Raw genomic sequence first — 23,845 nt, forward strand, 5'->3', positions numbered from 1 at the left:
TTGGGGAGGGGAATTAGTTTATTTTTTTACGAGGTTCACTCCAGCGCTTTCGTAAAGCATGAGCCGCCGCCTTGGGCTGGCGCTGGCGGGTGAAGACGCCTTTTTTGTTGCCGATGACCCGGCTGACGCCCTGTTTGGTCGCGAAGTCCGCAAAATTCCAAACATGCTCTCCGATAACGAAATGGAGCCGGTCAAAGCCCTTGTGAAAGTTCTCCAGCATGGCCACTTGATACTCCTCGCTGAACATGACCGGAGGATCGGCATGAAAGCCGGCGATGGTGTCGGCGCCATATTCACTAATGATGAGCGGCTTTTGAAAATGCTCGTGCCACGGAGTGAGTTCCGCCACGGTTTGCAACTCGATCAACTCCAGGTGGCCGGGGTCTGAGTACCAACTGTGGTAGCGATTGATGCACATCACGTCGACATGCTGAAAGGGATGGCACTCGGCGGGCTTCACCACGTCGCCGATGACGAGCGTGACCGGCCGGGTGGGATCGAGCCTGCGGGTTTCCGCCACGACCTCGCCCCAGTAGTCGCCCGCCTTGGGCTCATTGACGATGGGTTCGTTGCCCACGCTCCACATCACGACGCAGGGGTGGTTCTTGTCGCGAGTGATGAGTTCGCGCATGACCTGCTTGTGGTGGGCGAGGGTGCGCGACGAGATGCGCTCCTCGCTGTAGGTGGGCTCGGCGGGATTGTCGGACCGCATTCCCACGGCGGGGGATTCGTCGATGATCACCATGCCGGTGCGATCCGCAAGCTGGAGGATTTCCTCGGAGTAGGGATAATGCGAGGTGCGGAAGGAATTCGCCCCGATCCAGTTCATGAGGTTGAAGTCCTTGATGTTGAGCGCGTGGTCGAGGCCGCGGCCCTTCAGGTCCATGTCCTCGTGCTTGCAGCAGCCCTGGAAATAAAACGGCTCGTCGTTGATGAAGAACTGCGTGTCGGTCACCCGCACCGTACGAACGCCGAAGGTCTCGCGGTAGATGTCCACGACAGCGCCCGTGCTGACTGTGGCTTTTGCCTCCAGCGTGTAAAGGTAGGCCTGGCCGGGCTTCCAAAGCGTGACGTTTTCGATCTTCAGGGTGCCTGACGCCTCGGCGGCGGCAGCGACCTCGCGGCCCAGTTCATCGAGAATGCGCACGGTAATCCGGGCGGAGTCGCCCGTGGTGGTCACGGCGTAATCGACGATGCCAGTGCAGCCCTCGCTGTTCGCGCGAATGGCTATGTCCTCAATGCGGGTCGGCGAGGTGGCGGTCAATACCACCGGGCGGCTGAGGCCGGAGTAGTTGAAAAAGTCGAACTGGATCTCCTGGATGCGATATCCCGGAGGGTGGTTCATGTCGTCGTACGTGCGGATGAAGCCCGGCGGCAGGGTGTCCCAGGTGAGGATGTTGTTCACCACGACGGTAACGCGGTTTTCCGCTCCGTAGGTGACGATGTCGGAGATGTCGGCGGCGAATGGCAGGTGGCCGCCCTTGTGCGCGACGACCTCGCGTCCATTCACCCACGCCACTGCGTTATGCTCGGCGCTCGAAAAGCGAATGCTCACCCGCTTGCCGCGCCAGGAGGAGGGGACGTAGAAGGTGCGTTCGTACCAGACGTCGCCGATGTGATCGCGAATGGTGATGTCCTGGGTGAGGTCGTTGTAACTCGCTGGCACCGGCATCGGCATGGTGTCGGAGAGAGGCTGGCGGAACCACTCTTCGTCGCGGCCCGTCGAGTGGCGATCGACGCGGAAGTTCCAGACTCCCGAGAGGTCTTTGACTTCGCGGGTTTCGTTTTCTTGGGGATAGAGCATGGGATGGTTGAGTGAAAGGGTTAGCGCGAAGCGGCGCTGGCATCGTCGACTTTGATCTTGAGCAGCGCCTCGCGCAGCGGCGGCGCGAGCAGGGCATAACCCGCCGGGCGCGGATGAGTGCCGTCGCCCGTTGCGTAGGCCTTCGTTCCATTCGTGATCCAGAGATGTGAATTCTCCGGATCAGCCACGGGTGTGAGCGTGTCGACCAGGGTGTCGATCTTTCCTTCGGCGAGAGCCTTGGACAGGAGGTCATTGAGCTGGTCGCGTGCTTCGCCAGGTCCCCAGCCTGGGTTGGGCGTCTGATCCGCGGCGCTGGCCCATTGGCGATCCGTCGACGATGTGCGAGGCATCAGGCGGGTGCGGACGATCTTTTGCACTCCGGCCTCGCGGGCGGTGTTCCAAATGCTCTGGAGACGCTCGTAAACGCCTTGGGGGTTGGCCTTGCTTCCATTGGAGCCGATGTCATTGGTGCCGAATTCCTCCACGACCACATTGGCGAAGGGCAGTAGTTGGGCCTGCCGATCGTGCCTGGCGACCCATGTGGCGGCGGTCTCGCCGGAGCGCGTCAGGTTGAGCATGGCGATGGCGTTGGCTCCCTTTTCATCGACGGCGGCGCGATTGAAGAATCCGAAGCCCGATATCACCGACACGGGATTCTCGGAATCGCCCATGCCGAAAAGAATGCTGTCGCCCAGGCCGATGACCGAGAGGTGGCCGGGTTCCGTATAGCGACCGAGAAAAAGCAGAGGCAGACCTGCGGGGCGTGCGTTGGCTCCGGGAATCGCGGGCAGTGGACCGGCGACATCTTTGGCTCCTGGCTCTTTCGTTCCGTCGTAAACGAGGAATCGCGACCCACTGTAGCTTGCCGGAGTGCCAACCGGCAGCGAGCCGCCGGACGGAATGCTGCCCTTGGCATGGACCCAGAAAATCTCATCTCGCGAGGGTGGCGTGCCCTGCCAGACCGAGGACGGCACGGGATCTGACAAATGATATGGGGCGACGTCGTTGGCTGGCATGACAAGCTGACGCCCGCCGGTAAAGGTCAGTGGAACGATCTGGCCGGTGCTGCCGCGCTCCAGCCACGCGTATTCAATCGTCACCGGGCTGGGGTTCGGCGCCTCCATCGATGTCGTGTGCAGCCAGTTCATGAAGCCGATGGTGATTTCTGAAACCGGACCGCCCAGCATGTGCGGGGTGCGCTGCCAGTAGGCGGATACCGGCCCCGCCTGTTTGTAAGCCCCGACGCCAATGCGTCCTCCGGTGCCGACGACGCGCAAGGGATGATCGGCAGCGACGGCATCAAGGGACAGAAAGACGGAAAGCAGGAGCCCTGCGACACCCGCGCGTGTCATCCGGCGTCGGAGAACGGGCGCGTAAAGCCTGGGGAGAGGGTGGAAAAACATGAAAGGAGAAGTGCTATATAAATGCATTGCTATTCGCTGGATTGCAACTTCAAACACCGAATGCGACCCAATGTTTATCGGCTGTTTTCCGCAACCCAAGGTTGACACAGCAATAATATAGCCAAAGATGAGGGAACTTCTCCCATGTCTGCACTGCACTATCATCTCCCCTCAGAACACACTCTGAACCTCACCCTGAAGCGCGATCTTTGTATCTACGGAGGAAACTCCGGTGGCATTGCTGCGGCGGTGGCGGCGAGGCGCCTGGGATTGAGCGTCGTCGTCCTGGAGCCCGGGCGGCATCTGGGGGGAATGACGGCAGGTGGATTGAGCCTGACCGATATCGGCAACAAACATGCGATCGGCGGAGTCTCTCGGGAGTTCTATCGACGGGTGGGGCGACACTATGGAGTGCCGGAGCACTGGCGATTTGAACCCCACGCAGCCGAGCAGACTTATCTCGACTGGGTGGCGGAGGAGGGAATCGAGGTTCACTACGGGAGCTTCCTTGCGGCCGTGGAGGTGAGGGATCGCGACATCGTCCGGCTTTGGACGGAGAGCGGCGTCGAGGTGCAGGCGAGATGCTTTATCGACTGCTCCTACGAGGGCGATCTCATGGCGGCGGCGGGTGTGTCTTTTACAATTGGGCGGGAATCCAATAGCGCCTACGGTGAGACGCTCAACGGCGCCCAGGTGCGGAACAAGCACCAGTTCGAACTGCCGGTCGATCCGTATGTGGTCGAGGGGGACTCCGCCAGCGGATTGCTGCCCGGCATCGAGCCGGGCGAGCCGGTGATCGGCCGGGGTGATCGTCGCGTGCAGGCTTATAATTTCCGCCTTTGCCTGAGCAGGAATCCGGAAAATCAGCGGCCTTTTGAGAAACCCGAGGGCTATGACCGTGGGCGCTACGAGCTATTCGCCCGATACCTGCGAGCGGGTTACGTGCCGGTCTTTAACAAGTTCGACGCGCTGGTGAATGACAAGGTGGACATGAACAACCATGGGGCCTTCTCGACGGATTTCATCGGAGGGAATCACGCGTTCCTCACCGCGAGCTACGCAGGGCGGGAGGAGATTTTTCAGCGCCATGTCGCTCACGTGAAGGGTCTCCTGTGGTTCTGGAAGCAGGACCCGGAGGTGCCGCGGGAGTTTCAGGAGCCATTTCAAAACTGGGGCTGGGCGAAGGACGAGTTTGTCGATTGCGGGGGATTTCCCCATTCGCTCTATGTGCGCGAAGGCCGTCGGTTGGTGGGAGACGTCGTAATGACGGAACATCACTGCACGGGCGCAGAGCGAATCGAGGATTCAGTCGGCCTCGCTGCCTATACGATGGATTCGCACAACTGCCGGCGCTTCGTGCGCGACGGCAAGGTGCTCAATGAGGGTGACGTGCAGGTGCACTCCGGGCCGCCTTACCCGATCTCCTATCGGGCGCTGATTCCACGCCGGGGCGAATGCGGCAACCTTTTCGTGCCTTTCGGGCTGTCCGCGTCGCACATCGCATTTGGCTCGATCCGCATGGAGCCTGTTTTCATGCTTCTTGCAGAGTCCTGTGTCCACGCGGCGCTGCTGGCCATCCGCGGAGGAGTCGATGTGCAGGACGTCCCCTACGAAAAGCTGCGGGATGAACTCCTGAACGCCGGGCAGGTGTTGGATCCGAACATCAACGCAGCCGACCCGCAAAGCGGAGAGTAGCCGGAACGGCGTGACGCCTCGAGAATGCTCAGGGCGTCGAGGAAAGGGCTGGCTCTTCTTCGTCCTCCTCGGAGATTACTGGCTCCGGAAGTCCCTTGCTGTCGAGGATGAGGTCGATCGTGGGAAGCTGGAAGGTTTTCAACGTATCGAGGTGATCCATGCCACCGCAGGTGTTGCGCACGAGCAATTGAAGCTTCGGGTCTTTCGAGGACTGGCAGATGCGGTTCTTGCTCAGGCCGAGCGCACTTTTCAGGAGCCATTCGCCGATGTAGTCAAAGTTTTGGCGTACCGAACTGAGCGGTGGGTCGCTGTACCGGCTGGCCTCGGTGTCGTTATACCCGATGATGGCGTAGTCATCCGGTGCGTTGAGACCGATCTTGTGCATGGCGGTCATGAAGCGGATGGCGTGCTCGTCGTCGTAGCTCAGGATCGCCAGGTCGCCGCGGAAGCTCTTCCAGCGCTCGGCCAGCTTGTCCATCGCCGGAGCGCCTGGGGAAACCAGGCCGGAGGGACTTGGCAGATTCTCGCGCGACGTGAAGCAGACAAAGGAGGTGAGCACCTTCTGGAGGAAGACATCATTCGTCGTATCCGGGCCGATGAAGGCGAGGCGCTTGTGGCCGAGGCCGAGGTAATACTGACACAGGTCCTCGATGGGGGAGTTGCCGCCGAACGCGCCGGACTCCACGAAGCTGTTCTTTTCCAGGCCGGGAATCGGCATGGGCAGGCTGATGGGCAGCGGACTGCGCAGGACGAACTTCCGCACCTCGTCGATCTTTTGATGAGGGAACCACGGGAGCGTCACCGCCACGCAGCCGTCGGACTTGAGCTGCTCGACCACGCGCAGGGACTGATCGGAGAAATCACGTATCCAGCTGGAGCGCAGATGGACGTGCTGCTCGAGGCCGGCATGGGCTATGGCCTGGATGAGGCGATTGGCGTAGGCGTTGCTCTCCTGCACCACGAGGACACCGATGTGCTTGTCCGTACCGGACGGAGAATTGGGTTCGTTGCTTTTGCGTGCCACGAACGTTCCGCTGCCGATGCGGCGCACGATAGTGCCGTCGTCCACCAACTGCTTGAGCGACTTGCGCACGGTGAGGAAGTTGCAGTCGTAGGAGATCGCGAGATCCCGCTCCGCCGGGAGTTTGCTCCCGACAGGCAGCGTCATCACGAGCTGGCGCAACTCGGCTTCCACGCGCTTGTACTTCAGTTGATTGGGAATGGGTGTTTTCAAAATGGGATATCGAGCCGGGTGTTATGTGCGCGCGGGTTGCGTTGCGCCAAACTCTTGTCGCGATATATATAGCATTTTGCTTTGTTTGCAACATCTTTTCCTCACGCAACATTGAGGGAGGAGGGGGTGAAGGAAGGGTTGCTGCGTTTTTCTCGGCATTCTGGCGCATAGTACTTCGTGATGCAGAGGGAGTGTATCCTTGGACGAGGCGGGGCGCGTGGGTTGCTATCGAGCCAATTTGCCATGGGGATGAACATCCTGCTGGATCTAGCATTTCAAAAAATAAAAAATGTAATTGCATAGCACAATGCATTTGCTATACATCTGCGTAAAGTTATCCGTTTCGTAGCTTCAACTCCCCCTCCAAGAATTTTATGAAAATCACCGCCTGTTTGAGTTCGATTCACTTCGGCGAACCACTGTCCGCGCGTGCTTTGGCTATCGCCATTGGCGCTCTCTCCGTTTTTGGGATGAGCGCGGCATCGGCAGATACTCTTTACTGGGATACCAATGGAACCAGTCCGGGGTTGGGAGGAAGTGGAACTTGGGGTGGAGGATCGGCAAGCAATTTCTGGAACCTGGTGGCCGATGGCACGGGAACGCCGGGAGCTTACATTGCGGGCAGCGATGCGGTATTCTCGGCAGGCAGCACCGCCGTGGCCAGTGCTGTCTCCTTGGGAGGATCGGTTTCCGCGAACAGTCTGACGTTTAGTATCGGAGCAACCACGATTACTAATTCTGTGGCCAATCAAGCGATCACCGTCGGGTTGGGTGGTATCACGCTTGCTGCGGGATCCGGGGAGGTGCTCATCGGTAATGCGAGTGGTGATACCAAGGTGACCGTGTCGGGAAATCAGACGTGGGCAAATAACAGTTCAAGTCGTCTGCTCGTGGGAGGCGGAACTATCAATGGTCAGGTGACCATCGCCGGGCCCGGGCTTGTTCAGTTGGGTAATGACGGGACGAATAACAGTTTCGCTGGCACGGGAGGCAGCTTTGTGGTGGGTACATCTGGCACCTCGGGAAAGCTGGCGCTGTCGATCGCAAATGGCGGTCTGAACAACGATCTCTACCTGGTCAATGGAACTCTGCTCGGAGCTGGGTCTTCCCAAAGTACAAAGGTCAAAGGGATGAAGTCCACGGGATTGTTTTTACAAGGCGACTTCACGATTGCGATGGGCAATGACGCGCAGGAGTTCAAGTCTTTGACTTTGGATGCGAATAAGGTGCTGACCGTTAACGGAACCAACGGAAATAGTTCCGCTACGCCGTTCGCGGTGGCGAGGGTGGATGATGGAGCCTCTAATTCCGGCGCGATCCTTACGAAGGCGGGAGCCGGTTATATGTGGATTATAGGAAATACCAGCACGTACAGCGGGGGCACTGTCTTGTCGGGCGGGGTGTTGCGCGTGGCCTACGACGAGTCTTTGGGCGCGGCGTCTTCAGGGATCTCGTTCACGGCTGACTCCACTTTGCAGGCGGGACTTTCCGGGACCAATCTGTCTCTGGTGGCTAACGGGACGGTCACGCTGGGGGCTTCTCGGGCAATATCTATAGCGAATGGAGTGACGGCAACGTTCGACACCCAGCCGGGATCGACGCAGCAGAACATGGTGGTCAATAGCGCGATCTCGGGTGGCGGGGCGCTGCAAAAGACCGGTCTGGGAACGCTTACTCTGAACGGAGCTAACTCCTATGGAGGAATCACCACAGTGTCCGGAGGCATTCTGGCCGTGTCCAATCTTGCCGATGGCGGCGCTGCAAGCAGTGTGGGAAATTCTTCGAATGCTGCCAGTAACCTGGTGCTGAAGAATGGAACGACGCTCCAGTATACCGGCAGCGGCAGCACCTCCAACCGATCATTTACAATTGCCGGCACGGGTAATAGCCAAGGCGCGACGCTGGATGCTTCCGGTACTGGGGCTCTTAACCTGACAAACACGAGCTCGATTGCATATGGGACGACGAATCAAAGCCGTACGCTGACGCTCACTGGCGCCAATACGGATAACAACACACTCGCTGCGGCGTTGAGCAACAACGGGAGCGGGGTGGTTTCCTTGACCAAGACCGGCGCAGGCAAGTGGATCCTCTCGGGTGCCAGCTCCTACACGGGAGCAACGACAGTTAGCGCAGGTACGTTGATCATCAACGGATCGACCTCGGCGACCTCTGCTGTCTCAGTGGCATCTGGAGCCATCCTCGGTGGCAGCGGCACGATCAATGGCGCGGTCAACGTCAGCGGTACGCTCGCTCCGGGCAATTCTCCGGGCAATCTTACGGTGAACAACAACGTCACCATCCTCGATGGCGGTGCGGTGAACATGGAGATCGCTGGGGCGACGGTCGGCACCCAATACGATCGGGTGACAATGACTGGCGCCTCGTCAGTATTCTCGCTCACTGGTACGAACAACCTCGCGCTGACCCTGAGCTATACGCCGGCGGTTAACGCCCTGTTCTTCTTGGTCGACAACCAGGGCAGCAGCGCCATCGCGGGCGTCTTTGAACAGCTCAATGGCGTGACGACGGACCTCTCGCAGGGAGCCCTCTTTACGGTGAGCGGTCAGCAGTTCCGCATCAGCTATACGGGTGATGTGACGACGAGCAGTTTCACCGGCGGCAATGACCTCGTGGTGCAGGCGGTTCCGGAGCCATCGACCTGGCTGTTGCTCACCGCCAGCCTAGCCTCGGTGATCGTGTTTCGCCGCGCTCGCAAGTCGTGCTAAGCTAAAGGCAACCGGCGAGAAAAGCGCCGGGAAACCTTGCGAACGACAGTCTGTCTTTTCTGGTGGCCGCGGAGCTTGGGGGAGCTTCGCGGCGCTCACCATCTGCGTCCACCCCAGTACTAGATTTTTTGCATTCCCATGATGACTTGTTCCCTTCGCTCGTTCGTCCGTAGCTGCACGCAGGTGCGGCGCTTGATTCCCAGCGCGGTGCTCGCGCTCACCGTTGGCCTGTCACTGTCTCATGCCGCCGATACCGGCATCGATTTGCTGAAGAATGGCGATCTCGAAACGGATGCCAACTCCGACCAGTGGCCGGATGACTGGAGCAAAGCCAAAGTCGGCGGAAGTTGGGAGGCGGAGGAGGGGAACCACTTCATTCGCCTGAAGGCCAGCGAGCCGGACCAGATGATCATGATATACCGGGAAATCCCGATCCCGGCCGGAGCAAAGGCGCTGCAACTCAAGTTTCGCGCCCGGGTGTCGGGCCTCCAGATCGGCACGTCGTCGTGGTTCGACGCGCGCATCATGATGGATTTCCTCGGAGCCGACCGCCAGGTGGTCAAGCCCGGTCCGCCCGCGCCGAGTTTCCGCAAGGATACCGAGGGCTGGGTGGATAAGGATGTGACGTTCCTCGTGCCGGAGGGCACGAAAATTTTGAAGTTCATGCCGACCCTTTTCAAGGTCACGGCGGGGACCTTCGACATCGACAATCTTTCGCTTACGGTGATCGACGATACCGAGGTGAAGGCGGCGGCTGCCGCGAAACAGGAAGAGGCGCAGGCCAAGCAGACCCAGAAGGCAGATGCCAGGCGAGCGAAAGCCGCGGCTAATGTGCAGGCGGACGGATCCCTCATCGCCAACGGAAATTTCGAGGCCAGCAAAAACAATGAATGGCCCGACGGCTGGCCGCATCCCAAGACAGGAGGAAGCTGGCCGAGTGAAGACGGAAATCATTTCCTCAGACTCTCCTCCTCGACTCCCGGTGAGATGGTGATGCTGTATCGCGAGCTGGATTTACCGGCCGGAGTGAAAGCGCTGGAACTCAAGTGGCGCTGGCGTGTCACCGGGCTCAAGAAAGGCGCTGTGCCGTGGAACGACGCGCGAATCCTTTTCAAACTCAAGGACGCAGCAGGAAAGGATATCCCGAATCCGCCGGGACCAGTCTATTCACAGAAGGATACGGATGGCTGGGTGGAAAAGACGACGAGCTTCCTCGTGCCGGAGAATGCGGTCTCGCTCGTGCTGATGCCGGCGGTGTTTCAGGCTCAGGCAGGAACGCTTGATATCGACGATTTCTCGATCAAGCCGACTGCCCCGGAGCCGCTCATTGCGGCCAAGGCAGCGCAGGAGGCAGCGGACAAGAAGCTCTATGTCGCACCTGAGGAACCGAACAAGGCGAAGTGGCCAAAGGAACTGCACGTCGACGGCAAGAAGGTTCTCGATTCCGATGGGAAGGAAGTGCTTTTGCAGGGCGTTAATGCGGGAGGCCTGGAGACACTGGCTACCGAGAAGCACATCATGCGGTCGGCGCTGGTCGGCATGGAGTGGGGGTCGAACATCATCCGGCTCCCAGTGAAGGAGGAGTTCTGGTTCGGACGCAACCCCATCCAGAAGGACGGCGGCAAAGCCTATCGCGAGACGGTCGACAACATCGTGAACCTCGTCGCTAATCGCGGCGGGTATGTGCTCCTGGACCTGCACCGCTTCCGCGCGCCGAAGCCGGAGCATGTGGAGTTTTGGAAAGACGCCGCAGAGCATTACAAGAATCACCCCGCCGTGCTCTTCGATCTTTTCAACGAGCCGCACGACATCAGCTGGGATGTGTGGAAGAACGGCGGATTCGTGGAGGAGAAGAAAGGTGCGGACGAGTCGGCTTTCCTCTCCGACGAGGAAAAGGCGAAGAACTCCGGTTTCCAATCCGTCGGGATGCAGGCTCTGCTCGATGCGGTACGCTCGACCGGAGCGAAAAACATTGTGATCGTCGGTGGCCTGGGCTGGTCGGGTGATCTCTCTGGGATCGCCAATGGATATACGCTGGATGACAAGGGCGGCAACGGCATCATTTACGGCTGGCACATTTACAACTGGCACAAGGACTGGCAGGGACGCGTAATGGCGGCAGCCGAGAAATACCCGATCCTCGTCGGCGAATTCGGCGCGGATGAGAAGAAGGTGAATTTCCTCCCGGTTGAGATCCAGGAGGATCCCTATACCTGGGTGCCCGACATGCTGGGGTTCCTCCAGAAGAACGGATTTCACTGGACCGCCTGGTGCCTGCATCCCAAGGCCACGCCCGTATTGATCTCCGATTGGGAATACACGCCCACGCCGTTCTGGGGAGAATTCGCCAAGCGCGCATTGAAGGGCGAAAAATTTGAGATGAAAAAGATGCGCTAGGCGCGTATCGCGGCTCCCACCTCATGATCAACCTGCTCGAGCAACGGATCTCGCGCGCGGAACTGACAGCCATACTGGTGGATCGGGAGTATAGGCTGATCCCTCCCTGCGAGTCTCCGGAGTGGACGCAGGCACGGCAAAATCCCGCCGTGCGAAAATGGAAAGCTGCGATCGACGCCCGTGTCGATCGTGAGCGGCATGAGCCTCTGCCCCCGTTGCCAGACGAGCTTTACGCCCTCTTCTATCAGACGGGCGAGAGACTGCCGTTTGAGGGTGTTTATTTCGAGAGGCGTCGGCGCCTGGGGCGTATTGCCGCATCAGCGGTACTCGCCGATGGGGAACGCAGGAAAAGCCTTCTGCCCATCCTCATCGAACGCGTCGAGGAGACAATGGCTGAGGAATCGTGGACTTTCCCTGCTCATGCCTGGACGGAGCCAACGGGAAAAGACCCGTACAAGATCGACCTGTTCGCCGCCGAGACGGCAAACGTCCTTGGGGAACTGGTATGTGTCTTCGGTGAGATGCTCCCGCTTTCGCTCCGGCAGAGAATACGAGCAAGACTGCGCGAGCAGATGTTTGTGAATTACCTGCATCCGCGATCCGAGATCACCTGGAAGCACCTGCCGATGAACTGGAATGCGGTTTGCCATCAGGGCGTGCTCGGCGCGGCGCTCGCCCTGGAGGACGATTCTGATCTCGTGGCCGAGATGCTGGAATCCGCCGCGGAATGCCTGCCAAAATTCCTGGCTGGATTCGGGGATGATGGATCGACCTCCGAGGGGCCGGGATACTGGAGCTATGGCTTTGGACGGTTTGCCGAGCTGAACTGCCAGTTGGAGGCGGCGACGCGCGGACGGCTGTCATTTTTCGGCAGGAATGAAAAGGTGAGGCGCATCGCGCAGTTTGCCCCGGCGATGGTGCTGTCCAGCGGCTACATGGTGAACTTCTCAGATGGTATGCAGCGCGACCGGCTCGGCCCGGCTCTGCTTGCCTATCTCGGTGACCGGTTGAGTCTGCCCGAGGTGGCCGCGGAAAGCGCCTGGGGTTTCCGGCATGAAGTGGAGACCGCGATCAACCTGGATTCCCAGAGGTGCGATTTCTTTTACTTCGACCGACTGTGTCTCCGCTGCCCCGAGGACGTGGTCGGCGCTCGGGAACCCCACCGCCCGGATCGATTTTTCGAAGATTACGGAGCCGTAGTCTGCCGGGGTGACGATGACGCCTGGGAGTTTGCCGCCAAGGGCGGGCACAATGCGGAGCACCATAATCATAATGATTGCGGCAGTTTTATCTTTCACGTGGAGCATACGCCGGTCGTCGTCGAAATCGGGGCGCCGGAGTACGTGGGGAGTTATTTCAGCAGCGATGAGACGCGCTACGCGTTTCTTGCGGCACGTTCGCTCGGGCACTCGGTCCCGCTGATCAAGGGATGCGAGCAGGCCCCCGGCGCCGAGTTTGCAGCTCGTGTGCTGCGGTGCGAGCTGGAGGGACCCCGAGTGGAGTTCGTCGTCGATCTGACCTCTTGCTATCCTGCCGCCGCGGGCTGCCGGAAGCTCGTTCGATCGTTTTTCCTCGATCGGGAGTCCGGACGGCTGGAGGTGAGGGATGAGTACGAACTGGACGGGATTGGTGAGGTCGAGTCGATGATTATTTGCGCAAGACCGGTGCTGCCGGGTGCGGAGGGCGTCTTGATTCCCTGCGGCGACCGGCAGGTGCAGGTCACGCCGGAACGGCACACGGTTTTCCGCTCGGTGGATACATGCGAATTTCGGAACCGTGAAGGAAAGGACGATCGCGTCTACCGGTTACGGTTCGGGTCCGATTTGGCGAAAAGCAGGGGATCATTGAGAGTGGTGCTGCAACCCCGTTGAGGCGAATCCGCCCCGCATTGGCGCGGAGCGGATTCCGAGACGGTCAACGACCGACCGGCTGGCAGAGAGCGAGCAGATCGTCGACGTGGGCGGTGGCGAGCGCCTCCACGGTATCGGCTGCTCCGTAGTAGATCTTCACCTCGCCGGAATCCTCAAGGATCATGCCGCCGGGGAAGACGACATCATTGCGGAAGCCGATGCGCTCGTAAGTAGCCTCCGGCTTGATGAGGGGCTCGGGGGAGAGGCCAATGATTTTCGAGGGGTTCTCGAGATCGAGGAGCATGAGGCCTGCGTAGTAGGTCTTGTGCCAGGAGGGCTCCCAGCCGCCGAGATTGATCGACTGGTCCCGCCAGACCGCGTGAAAGGTGGTGAGCCAGCCTTTGGAGGTTTTGATGGGCGGAGCGGCAGGTCCGGTCTTGTCATTGGCAAACGCGACATGCTCGACTCCGAGCACCAGGTCGTGATCGCCCCAATGCTTCAGGTCGGGCGACCATCCGCACCAGGTGTCGAATTGATCGCGGCCCCGGCTGTAGACCGGGAAGGGGCGCTCCAGTCGGAAATACCGACCGCCGATTTTCTCGGGAAACAGGACCATGTTGCGATTGTCCGGCACGCTGAGGGAGAGGATGTCGAACCTTGAGAAATCCTCCGTGCGGGCGATGCCGCCGCGCACGCCGTGCCGTGTGTCCATGGCGAAGCAAATATGCGCCACGCCGTCGATGATGGTGATGCGCGGATCGTAAACGCGAAGCACCTCGTCCGAGGCGACTTTCCAGCAAGGCTTTGGCTCGACGTTCCACTTTACTCCGTCGTCGCTGAAGGCGAGGCCGAGTGAGGTTTGCAGCCCCGGCGGCTTGTTCACCTTGCCCTCCTTGAAGGGCCTCCAGTCCTCCTCGGTGGTGCCGTAGTCATTGCGGAAGATCATGACATAGCGGCCTTCGTACTTAGCGACTCCGGCATTGAAGATCAGCGAGGCCGGGTAGGGGATGTCTTTGGCGGAGAGGATCGGGTTGTTGGCGTGACGGGTGATGGGTGACATGGACGTATGAGGTGGGAGTTTGGAGAGGAGGTTATTTTTGCCCGGTTGGTTCCGATGGAGCGGAGATGTGCGGGAGCTCTATGGGACGGCGAGCCCAGTAGAGAAGGAAGGAGGCGACGACGGCTCCCGCCAGCCCGCCGAGAGCGAGCAGGCTCGGGACAAGCCACGTGCCGATGAGGGTGGGAAAGATAATGCGCCGGGGGTTCTCGGGGTTATAGCAGACGATAACGGTCGTGGGCAATCCATCCGCATTCCGAAGCGGAAAAAGCGGGGAGATCCTGCTTCCGACATTCGCCCGTACGGGAATCCGTTCTCCGGCCTCGGTGTGAATGACGAAGTCATTCCAGTACACGTAGCTGCGATCGTGCGGCGCCTGGTTTGCGACGATTTCATTGTCGCTGTGCATCACGAGGTCCGGCATCCCGACTTTGGTTCTCGTCACAGAAATGGCTTCCGCCTCACTGCGGTGACCAAAAAGCAGAAGCCGGAGGGGAGCCCCGAGCTGGGAAAGGCCAAAGGCCAGAATGAGGAGGCTGACGATTAATAGCGTCATTTTCTGCGCCACGCAGCCAGGCGTGTAGGTCTCGATGGCGTGTGGGGAACTCATGATGCCAGCGCCTCCTCCACGCCTCGTTTCCGGATGATGCCTCGTGCTTCAAGCTTGCCGAAGACAAGCGTAAGGATGATGCCAATCGTCCCCATGAAGAACATCCAGAGATATCCGCTCATATAATCGTAGCGCATCCGAACATAACCGGAGGTGAGCACGGGATGGGCGATGGTGATACGCTGCGCGGCAGCGGCTTTCTCCAGACGGTCGTAAAAGGCCAGAATCTCGGGAGCCTTGTCGCCAGCGACGAGGGAAAGCTTCTCTTCCAGCTTGTTTCCGGGAGTTGCCCGCGGCGGAGTCCCGGGAGCCTGCGGTTCCAGCACGGCAGTGACGGAGATTGAACGCTCGACCGGGCCGGGAATGGCCCGCACATGGTTGGTCTGTGCCGGGTCGCGAAGGCTACTGCCCGTTGCCATCAAGCGTCGGGCGGGATTGAGTTCATGCCCAAAAGGTGCAAGCATCGCGTGGAGGAGGCGGCTTACGGGAGAGACGTAGGTATCCAGCGGTTCCTCCACCACTTGGAGATCAAGCGTCACGGCGGGCTGGATCCGAGAGGATGCCGGGGTGCTGTCGGCTGTGACCAGCGACTTCTGCCGCGAAACTCCGAGGTGATCCAAACTGGCCTGGAGGCGATGCTGGGCCTCCGCGCTCGATTCGCCGCCTGTCATGAGTGTGCTGACGGCCAGCCCGTAGCCATCGGCGATCTTGACAGGGCGCATGTCTATGACGGCGGGATCTTGCCGGCGCAAGGCATCGAGTTCCTGCTCAATGGCACGCGAGGCGGGGCGAGCGGCTATGGCGTATTCCACCACGAGCGCCTGCCCCATTCGCGCATCCAGCAGTTGATCTCCATCCGCCATGAGCCTGCCGCCGAGCACGGTAGAGACCTGCTTGCGGAAATCCGCCGCGCGCGTTTTCAGGATCGCATCAAGCTTTTCGATTTCGTGCGAAAGCTCCTCGATGCGGGGCTGGAGCGAATGCCCCGGGTGGGCGGTCGACGGATCCTGGCCCAGCTTGCGAAGGCGCGCCGCCTCCATGTCGCGGGCCATCGCCTCCCTGGATAAAAGCGCGGATTTTTCCGCTTCGAGGTCGGTTTTTCTTTTCTCGAGAGTTTCGCTGTCCTTGTTGCCGTGGCGGATCTCCCACGTGCGGCCGGTCTGCGCGATCATCCCGTTTGCCTGCCAGACATCCGCAGCGAGATGGTCGGCAGTGATGGGATCGGCTGAGTCGACCGCTGGCCAGCTGGCCTGTTGCAGGAAGGAGACAAACTCGCTCCTGGTCGCTGGATTATGCAGTACCACCCGGGTCATCTCCCCCGCCGGAGGTTGAAAGACCGAGGCGTAGAAGGTCACGAAGAGACCCACTCCGTTCAAAGTGATGAGCCTCGCCGCCAGCCCGACGATGGAGGCTCCCGCAGCATAGGTGCCCATGCGATTGCGCCGGACATAATCATAGACGAGCGGCACGTAGAGCAGACCGGTGAGGATCGCCAGGACGGACAGGGTCTCGCCAAAGACGATGATTTCAAAAAGGGTCGGGCGCTTGTCCGGCAGGACAAACTCGACGTAGCAGTAGTAAAGGACGTTGCCCAGGAGCGACAGGCAGAGTGTCGTCTGGTAGGCCTTCATGCGGTTGAGCTTGCTGGCGAAGGCGGTGAGCAGGCCGATGATGAAGAGATTGGCGATGCCGCCGATGGCCACGTTCACCCCCATCTCCTGCTTCGTGTAGTCCCACTGGTCCGTGTAGAGCAGGTTGCTGAGAGCTCCGAGACCGGCGTAGAAGTTCAGGCACGCGTTGCCAAACACCAGGAGATAAACCGGCCAGAGTTCGCGATCGAGCAAGCCGCCGACAAAGTTACGCAGCGTAAGTTTTTGACCGCGGAGGGAGCTTTTGGGGTCAGTCTCCTTGATGCCGAGAATGATCAGCAGGAGCAGCAGGGCCAGCAGCAAACCCGCCGACCAGTAGATCACCCATTCGCCATCAAGCTTCAGTCCCGCCAGATAGCTCACATCGTCGAATCTCCCCAGCATGACGAAGTAAAATGTCATCGTCGCCAGGTTGCTGCACCAGGCCATGGCACCCGTCGCCCACACGCGATCCTTTGGCGGGATGATCTCCTGCTTCAGCGGCTCCATGGGGGAGTTCAGATCGGAGGAGAAGTGGTAAAGAATATAGGCCGCCAGCAGGAGCCAGAAATTGGGCATCAGCGGCATGAGGATCATCGCCGTGAGCATGCCGGTCCAGGAGACGATGATGAACGGCTTGCGCCGACCGAATCGTGTCCAGATGCGATCGGACAGGAAGCTCGCCACCGGGGACACCGCCATCGCCAGGATGCCGGGGATGCTCATGATGAAGGTCAGCCCTGCGGGGTTCTCGATGAATTTCTTCAGCGAGAAGAGAAAGGCCGTCCCCACGACTGCGCTGTTGAAGGTGAACGAGGCCCACGGGAGAATGGCGAAAATGACCCAGCGCCTGGGAATTTCTTGTTTGCAGGTAACAATCACGAGGCGAACGTTGCGAGGTGGCCGAACAGGACAGACCTGCCGGTAAAGCGCTATAATAATCGCTTTACTTAAATCTTGGCAAGAGAGGTTTCTTTGGTCTTTCAGGTGGAGAAATCCCAAAAAACGGTTGCATAGTGATAATATAGCATATAAAGAGGATATAGCTCTTATGTTCCTTCTCCCCCAGAGATGCTCGGTCTCGAGTTCGCTTTCCCGCCCCCGGAATGGGTTCAGTCTCATAGAGCTTCTGGTGGTTATTGCGATCCTTGGGCTTCTGGTTGCGCTGGTTATTCCCGCTTTGGGTGCGCGAGGTAATGGATCGGTGACTCAGGCGGTCACTCAGATGTCGGATTTCCTCCAGCAGGCCCGCGCATATGCCATGGCCAACAATACCTATGTCTGGGTGGGTTTTTGCGAGGAGGACGGCGTAGCGCCGAGTGGTCCCGTTACAAGCGCGCCACCCTATCAGGGCAAGGGGCGGGTCCTCCTGGCGGCGGTGGCTTCCGTCGATGGCACGCGGATCTTTGATGAGAATGCCACTCCGACGATGCTGCCTGCGGCGCGTGTCGTGCCGATCGATCGCATCTTGAAGATCGACGGCGTGCATCTCACGGATCTTCCAGCCCCCGAGGGCGGCGACTCGCGGAAGATCAGCGGTCGCTCGGCCACGCCTTCGCAGGATGCCTCCAGCCGCATCAGTAGTGATAGCGGCAGTCGGTCAAACTTCCCATTCAGCATCCAGGGTTATCAGTTTTACAAGACAGTCAGGTTCAGTCCGCGCGGTGAGGTGGTCATCAATGACAGTGCGCTCAAGCGAGTGGGGGAGATCGGGTTGCGCCCGGTCAGGGGAAATGTCGTGGACCAGACCTCTCCCAACATCGCCGCCATCCAGTTCACGGGCGTCGGCGGCAACTTGCAGATTTTTCGGCCATGAAAGTGCGTTCCCTATCCCCCAAAGGTTTCTCCCTTGTCGAAGTCACCCTGGCTATCGGTATTGCCGGGTTTTGCCTCATCGCTCTCTTCGGCATGTTGCCGGTGGGATTGAAAAGCAATCAGGCGGCCGTGCAGCAGATGCTGGCCAATGGCATTCTCACCAGCGTGGTCTCGGATCTGAAAACCACGCCGGTGACCGAACCCCGCGGGTCGGCGACGAGTTCGCCGCGCTTTCAGATTCCGCTTCCTGCACAGAACTCCACAGGAGCAAGTAATCCGCTGTACTTCACCGAGGATGGACGCCTGACTTCCGACCAGGGGCAATCGATGTTTCGCCTCACCGTGACCTTTCTGCCCAATTCCGGCAAGCGATCGGCGAGTCTTGCAAATGTGAAGATCACCTGGCCTTCGGTCGCGTCGACCGACAAAGCCTCAGGCGGTGTGGAGACCTTTGTCGCGATGGACCGCAACTAGGATGAGCGTGGGCCGACATGCATGTCGGGGAGGCGTGGAAATCCGACGCCACTCCCGGGCGGGATTTACCATCATTGAGATGCTCGTGGCGGTGGCGGTCTTTACCATGCTGCTCGTTCTCATAACGATGCTTTTCAAGAACGCGAGCGCCTTGGTCACGGCCAACAGCCGGCGGCTCGATGCCGATACGCAGGCCCGGCAGCTCCTTGACCGGCTGGCAGTGGACCTTGCCCAGATGCTCAAGCGGGACGATGTCGACTATTTCATGAAGTCCTCGATGTCTCCGCAGAGCGGCAATGACCAGATGGCTTTCTTTAGCGAGGTACCCGGGTATTTCTCCAGCTCTTCAAGCAGCCAGAGTCCGATGTCTCTGGTGGCCTATCGCGTGAATGACTCGGCGTCCTCCGGTCGGCTTCATAGCGTGGAGCGTCTCGGCAAGGGGCTGGAGTGGGGCGGAACGAGCGGCTCCGGAGGCAAGATGGCGTTTCTTCCCCTGACCATCAAGGGACTCTGGCCCCAGGCAGCCAACAACTCGGCCGATGACGACTACGAGCAACTCGGGACGGACATCTTTCGATTTGAGTATTTTTACCTTCTGCAAGACGGCACGCTTTCGACGGACTTTCCCAAGTCGATCAACGATGTTGCCGGCATCTGTGTCGTCGTTGCGGTGATCGATCCGAAATCGCGTGCCATTGTGAGCGATGACCGACTCGCGACGCTGGCTGGGCGCATGGCCGACTTTGACAACAGCATGAAGACCGGCGAACTGGAGAAAAAGTGGCGTGACGCCATAGACACCAGCGATCTTCCCAAGGCGGCGCTCTCATCCGTGAGGGTGTACGGGCGGACGTTTTATCTCAACCCGCTGGCTCTATGACTTACCCGCGTTCCAGATTTGCCGCCCGGCGCGGAGGCATGGCTCTGGTCATCGTCCTGGCCTTTGTCGTTTTGCTTTCCGGTCTCGTGCTGGCGTACATTTCGCACTCCATGCTGACGCGGAAGATGTCCGACAGCAGCCTGGGCGACACGCGTGCGCGCCAACTTGCAGAAAGTTCGCTGGAGGTAATCGTTTCGGATCTCAAGCAGGAGATTGCCAATGGCTCTACGACGAACACCTACGGTACAAATATCGTCTATCTGCCTTCTTCCAACGCCTACATCGTGCCGATGCGAAGCGGCAACCCGACGGTCAGCGGCACCAACGATCCCATCCCCAATCTCATTCGCCGTAGCGTGCGCTCCGATGTCATTGCCTCTCCCGGGGTGCCTAGCCGGGCATCGGCTGTCAACTCCGCCACAGACCCCTCTCGCAATGGGCGCTTTATCAGCCCGGCCCGCTGGAACAAGCATTACCTGATCCCGCGATCGGACAAGGGAAACAGTGTCGATACCACTCCCAATGTGTCGGCAAATTTCACTGCTCCAGACTGGGTCTATGTGACGACCAACGGTCCTGCCGTGCTCAACGCTCCCAATACCAGTGTGATCGGGCGCTACGCCTATGCCATCTATGATGAGGGCGGTCTGCTGGATGCAAATGTCGCAGGCTATCCATCGGCCTCTGAAGTGCGAAAGACCGCAGCCAGCGGGGCGGCTACGGGAGTATGGGGTACCGGAAACAAGGGAGGTTCCGCGGCCGCCGATCTCACCGTCCTGGGCCTGAAACAACAGGAGATCGACCAGATCGTCGGGTGGCGGACCTTTGCCAGCAGTCGTCCCTCTGGAGCGTTGCCGGGACTGACCTTCGACGAGGGCGCGGCGAAGCGGTACTACGACCTTTGGAAGGCCCATCCCTATGCGTTCCTGAAAGTTCCCCGGGTCTCTGCATCGTCTACGGATCAGGTTTTCACCAGCCGACAGTCGCTGCTGGAGTTTCGCAAGCTCGTGGGATTCTCGCAGGATGCGCTGCAGTATCTGGGCACGTTTTCCCGGGACCTTGAGCAACCTGCATTCATCCCCAATCCCAATCGCCCAAAGGTTCAGGCGAACTGGAACAACAACAGCACCTACGGCACCGGAAATGACGCCTTTGGCGCGGATCGAGACACGACTCCGGAGTCGGACATCAATCCTCCATTTCCCCAGGTGAGGGTCACAAAGTCGTTCACGCGACGGGATGGCACCATGGCGGTGGTCGGAGAGCCATTGGTGAAAAAACGGTTCGCCCTGAGCCGTCTCGGCGAGATTCTCCGAACAGCCACAGCCTCGAAAAGTGACAGTGATTCGATCTATCGCGACTTTGGCATCTACCGCGGCGCGGCTACCGAACCCTGGCAATACGGCCATGGCGACGACTCGGGGATCTTGCGGCTGGATAAGGTGGCCGCCCAGGGGCGCGAACCGGATTTCTTTGAGTTGCTCAAGGCAGCCATCAATGTCGGCAGCCTCGGCAAGAGCGCAGCTCAGCCCGGCTGGAACCAGACGGGCACCTACAGCGAGTTGCAGCACTCCGGTCGCGATATTTATACGAATCTTCAGATCCTTCAGATTGGTGCCAACATCATCGATCAGGCAGATAATGACGGCTATCCGACGCGTATTGCCTTTGCCGGAGATTCGACCAAGGAAGTGCGCGGGGTCGAGTCGTTGCCCTATCTATATCGGTTGCGCGTCCGTTATGCGCCTCAGACGGATATGCCTGCGGCTGGCGGAGCGCCGGCCTCGTATCCGGCTTCCATGCTGGTTAATCCGGAAGTGTGGAACCCGCACGCGACCGACGCCCCATCGGATGCCCCGACAGATTTTCGCATCCATGCGACCAGCGCCCTCGGGGCAGGAGTACCGACCTCGTCCACGCTCGCCTACAAGGATGGGACGACGACGGTCGTCCCGATCGATTGGGACTCTGCCGGCAATCTCACCTTTCGCACGGGTGGCAGTCTCTACCGGGAACCCACCGTGCTGGTTAAGCCCGGCATTCCTTCCGGCAGCGGACTCTCTGGACCAAGCCGGGCGGATGCCCTCTCGGGCTTGAACCTCACGGGACTGGTGGCCTTTGATTTCCAGCGCAAGAAGGGAGCCTCCGATGTCGACAAGGGGTTCCTCGGGCTGCCGGACTCCGGCCCCGTCATTATCTACCTGGAATACAAGGATGGGGCGTCTTATCGCATATACGACCAGATGATCGTTCAATGGAGCGGAGCCACGTTCTCGCCCAAGGAGGAAAGCACCGCGACGTATCCGAATCCTCCGAAAAGCTGGGTGAACTACCCCTCCAAGCTCGTGAAGGTTGAGTTTGAGCGCAATGATCCCCGTACCTCGCGCTGGGGGGTTAGCGCATGGGACCTGCTCGGGCTCATGGCTCCTACGGACCCCACCAACATGATCTTCCCGTCGAATTGGGCTGGCCTCGACCAGCCACCGCGCGGCCCGAAGACGGGCGTCCCATCGGACAAGGGATTTGTCAATGTATTCGGCTCCGGAGTGGCTCCTTCAAACTACAATAACAACGACCTTTATCCCAATAATGATTCGAGTTTCCGTGGGTTCAAGCAAGGGTACTGGACGATGAACACGGTGCGCGACCAGAGGGGATTCTACGGCGTGAGCGACCAGGCATTTTATAATCGAGACCCGGACGGCATCGTGCGCAGGGCGATGGGCGGGTATAGCTCCGATACTGCCTCGGGCGGTTCGACGAGCACCTCCCAGGGGTTGCCTATGATCACTGGCAACAAGGCAAGCCGTCCCGTGATTCTTAACCGCCCGTTTCGCTCTGTGGCGGAACTCGGCTATACCTTTCGCGACACGCCGTGGAAGAACCTGGATTTCTCCTTCCCGGAAAGCGGGGATGCAGCGCTGCTCGACGTCTTTTGCGTGGATGAAGTCAATAACGACAGCTCTCTGATCGCCGGAAAGGTGAACCTGAATACCCGCCAGATGCCTGTGCTGAAAGCGCTGCTGGCCGGATCGATCGTGGATGAATTGTCGTCGACTCCCACGGTTCTCGGTGAAGCCGTGGCGGAGTCCATCGCCAGCAAGCTCATTGAGCGCACCACATCCAAGGATACTGACAAGGGACCGCTCGCCGCCCGAGGGGAGCTCGTCGGGCGTTGGAAGGGCACGGGAGCCAGCCCTGCGACCTCTCCAAACAAGGACCCCGATGCTCTCTACTCGGGATTCTCCCTTGATGTAGGCACCGTGAGCGGGATGAAGGGCACTGATGCCGCTTTCATCACCGCGCAGCGCGAGGCCGCCGTCCGGGCGCTGGCGGATTCTGGCACCACCCGGGTATGGAACCTGCTCATCGATGTGGTGGCCCAGGCCGGTCGGTTCGCGCCCGGGCAATCCAGCCTCAGCGGATTCTACGTCGAGGGTGAGAAACGTTACTGGCTGCACATCGCCATCGATCGGTTCACCGGAAAGGTTTTGGACAAGCAACTGGAGGTCGTGACGGAATGAGTATCTGGAAAAAAGTCGCATCCCTGCTGGTGGCGGGAATGAGTGTTGCCATCTCCTCCCATGGACAGGAAATACCGAAGCCGCCATTCCTGCAGGAGCATGCCCCGGAGATGAGTCGCTGGACAGTGGCTTTTCAATACGGTGGCAAGGAGGGCTCACGGCCGACGGCTCCCATGGTGCTGGGGCAGAGATTATCCCGTGTCGAGGTGATCAAGACAGGCCGGATCCGCTCCATCGTCGGTACGTTTGCCGGTGGCGCGGTGCAGGAGGTTTGGGAGCAGGGGCCATTGCAAGTTTTGCGCGATCCGGGTTTCCAGCACGAGATCGTTCGCCGCTCCACCCAGCGGGGAGGGGATTTCCCAGAGTTCTGGTGGATAGCCGCAGATCGGTACAAGGGACGCCAGACGGTGGATCAAAAGGAGTGCCTTGTATTCTCGGGGGAGTATTTCCCGCTCCAGTTTGCCGATCCGGGGCTCTATGCTGCCGCCACGGCTGATGAAAATTCCGTAATCGAACTGGGAAGCAAGGTGCCGGTGACCGCGTATATCGATCCGACATCCCGATTGCCGGTTAAGCTCATGGTTGGCGACGATGTGCGGGTCTATACTTTCGGAGAGCCCCCGACGACGCAGCTCGCCATCCCGGCAGAGTTTCAGGCTGCGCTTGCCGATGTGCAGCAGCGTTACAACGCAATCGTCAAGCCACTCTCTCCTCCCTGATCTCGGTCTTCGCAGCTTCTACCCAT

15 protein-coding genes are annotated in these 23,845 nt (G+C 59.8%); 9 read left to right on the top strand and 6 right to left on the bottom strand.

Going from position 1 to position 23,845, the window contains the following annotated elements; genetic code table 11:
• Positions 1-13 precede the first annotated feature (13 nt).
• Both uidA and TSACC_RS20030 read right to left on the bottom strand, forming a co-directional pair.
• Positions 14-1,804 (bottom strand): beta-glucuronidase, encoded by a 1,791-nt coding sequence (gene uidA, locus TSACC_RS20025; RefSeq protein WP_075081224.1) that lies wholly within the window; start codon positions 1,802-1,804, stop codon positions 14-16.
• Positions 1,805-1,824: 20 nt separating this feature from the next.
• Positions 1,825-3,156 carry an SGNH/GDSL hydrolase family protein gene (locus tag TSACC_RS20030; protein ID WP_169809722.1) on the bottom strand — a complete coding sequence of 444 codons (1,332 nt, stop codon included), beginning with the start codon at positions 3,154-3,156 and terminating at the stop codon, positions 1,825-1,827.
• A gap of 195 nt (positions 3,157-3,351) precedes the next feature.
• On the opposite strand from TSACC_RS20030, the gene TSACC_RS20035 reads away from it, so the two are divergent.
• Positions 3,352-4,902, top strand: coding sequence for an FAD-dependent oxidoreductase (locus tag TSACC_RS20035; protein ID WP_075081226.1), 1,551 nt, complete (start codon positions 3,352-3,354; stop codon positions 4,900-4,902).
• Between the two features lie 28 nt (positions 4,903-4,930).
• Here TSACC_RS20035 and TSACC_RS20040 read toward each other — a convergent pair whose 3' ends face one another.
• A complete protein-coding gene (locus TSACC_RS20040; protein ID WP_153811550.1) occupies positions 4,931-6,136 on the bottom strand; it encodes a GntR family transcriptional regulator in 1,206 nt (401 codons plus the stop codon).
• A gap of 374 nt (positions 6,137-6,510) precedes the next feature.
• Here TSACC_RS20040 and TSACC_RS22630 point away from each other — a divergent pair, with 374 nt between their 5' ends.
• The 3 genes from TSACC_RS22630 (at position 6,511) to TSACC_RS20055 (ending at position 13,133) form a co-directional block, all read left to right on the top strand.
• Complete coding sequence (locus tag TSACC_RS22630; protein ID WP_075081228.1) at positions 6,511-8,865, top strand: beta strand repeat-containing protein; 2,355 nt, start codon at positions 6,511-6,513, stop codon at positions 8,863-8,865.
• Positions 8,866-9,003: 138 nt separating this feature from the next.
• Positions 9,004-11,262, top strand: a complete 2,259-nt coding sequence (locus TSACC_RS20050; RefSeq protein ID WP_075081229.1) for a glycoside hydrolase family 5 protein — start codon at positions 9,004-9,006, stop codon at positions 11,260-11,262.
• Between the two features lie 23 nt (positions 11,263-11,285).
• Entirely contained in the window at positions 11,286-13,133 is a 1,848-nt protein-coding gene (locus TSACC_RS20055) for a heparinase II/III domain-containing protein (protein WP_075081230.1), read from the top strand.
• Between the two features lie 43 nt (positions 13,134-13,176).
• On the opposite strand, the gene TSACC_RS20060 is transcribed toward TSACC_RS20055, so the two are convergent.
• Genes TSACC_RS20060 through TSACC_RS20070 form a run of 3 tightly spaced genes read right to left on the bottom strand, consistent with a single transcriptional unit; the run spans position 13,177 to position 17,289 of the window.
• The gene (locus tag TSACC_RS20060; protein WP_075081231.1) at positions 13,177-14,172 is read right to left on the bottom strand and encodes a glycoside hydrolase family 130 protein; all 996 of its coding nucleotides are present in this window, start codon (positions 14,170-14,172) and stop codon (positions 13,177-13,179) included.
• A gap of 31 nt (positions 14,173-14,203) precedes the next feature.
• A complete protein-coding gene (locus tag TSACC_RS20065) occupies positions 14,204-14,779 on the bottom strand; it encodes a hypothetical protein (RefSeq protein ID WP_075081232.1) in 576 nt (191 codons plus the stop codon).
• Positions 14,776-17,289 (bottom strand): MFS transporter, encoded by a 2,514-nt coding sequence (locus TSACC_RS20070; RefSeq protein ID WP_075081233.1) that lies wholly within the window; start codon positions 17,287-17,289, stop codon positions 14,776-14,778. The genes TSACC_RS20065 and TSACC_RS20070 overlap by 4 nt, the downstream gene beginning before the upstream one ends.
• 169 nt (positions 17,290-17,458) lie before the next feature.
• Here TSACC_RS20070 and TSACC_RS21390 point away from each other — a divergent pair, with 169 nt between their 5' ends.
• From TSACC_RS21390 to TSACC_RS20095, 5 genes are read left to right on the top strand one after another with little or no spacing between them, the layout of a single operon-like run.
• A complete protein-coding gene (locus TSACC_RS21390) occupies positions 17,459-18,223 on the top strand; it encodes a prepilin-type N-terminal cleavage/methylation domain-containing protein (protein ID WP_084400704.1) in 765 nt (254 codons plus the stop codon).
• Positions 18,220-18,696 carry a hypothetical protein gene (locus tag TSACC_RS20080; protein ID WP_075081234.1) on the top strand — a complete coding sequence of 159 codons (477 nt, stop codon included), beginning with the start codon at positions 18,220-18,222 and terminating at the stop codon, positions 18,694-18,696. The genes TSACC_RS21390 and TSACC_RS20080 overlap by 4 nt, the downstream gene beginning before the upstream one ends.
• Positions 18,697-18,730: 34 nt before the next feature.
• Complete coding sequence (locus TSACC_RS20085; protein ID WP_169809723.1) at positions 18,731-19,576, top strand: PulJ/GspJ family protein; 846 nt, start codon at positions 18,731-18,733, stop codon at positions 19,574-19,576.
• Positions 19,573-23,100, top strand: a complete 3,528-nt coding sequence (locus tag TSACC_RS20090; protein WP_075081236.1) for a pilus assembly PilX family protein — start codon at positions 19,573-19,575, stop codon at positions 23,098-23,100. The genes TSACC_RS20085 and TSACC_RS20090 overlap by 4 nt, the downstream gene beginning before the upstream one ends.
• Positions 23,097-23,819 (top strand): hypothetical protein, encoded by a 723-nt coding sequence (locus TSACC_RS20095; protein ID WP_075081237.1) that lies wholly within the window; start codon positions 23,097-23,099, stop codon positions 23,817-23,819. The genes TSACC_RS20090 and TSACC_RS20095 overlap by 4 nt, the downstream gene beginning before the upstream one ends.
• Positions 23,820-23,845 lie beyond the last annotated feature (26 nt).

Source organism: Terrimicrobium sacchariphilum (assembly GCF_001613545.1).
GTDB lineage: Bacteria > Verrucomicrobiota > Verrucomicrobiia > Chthoniobacterales > Terrimicrobiaceae > Terrimicrobium > Terrimicrobium sacchariphilum.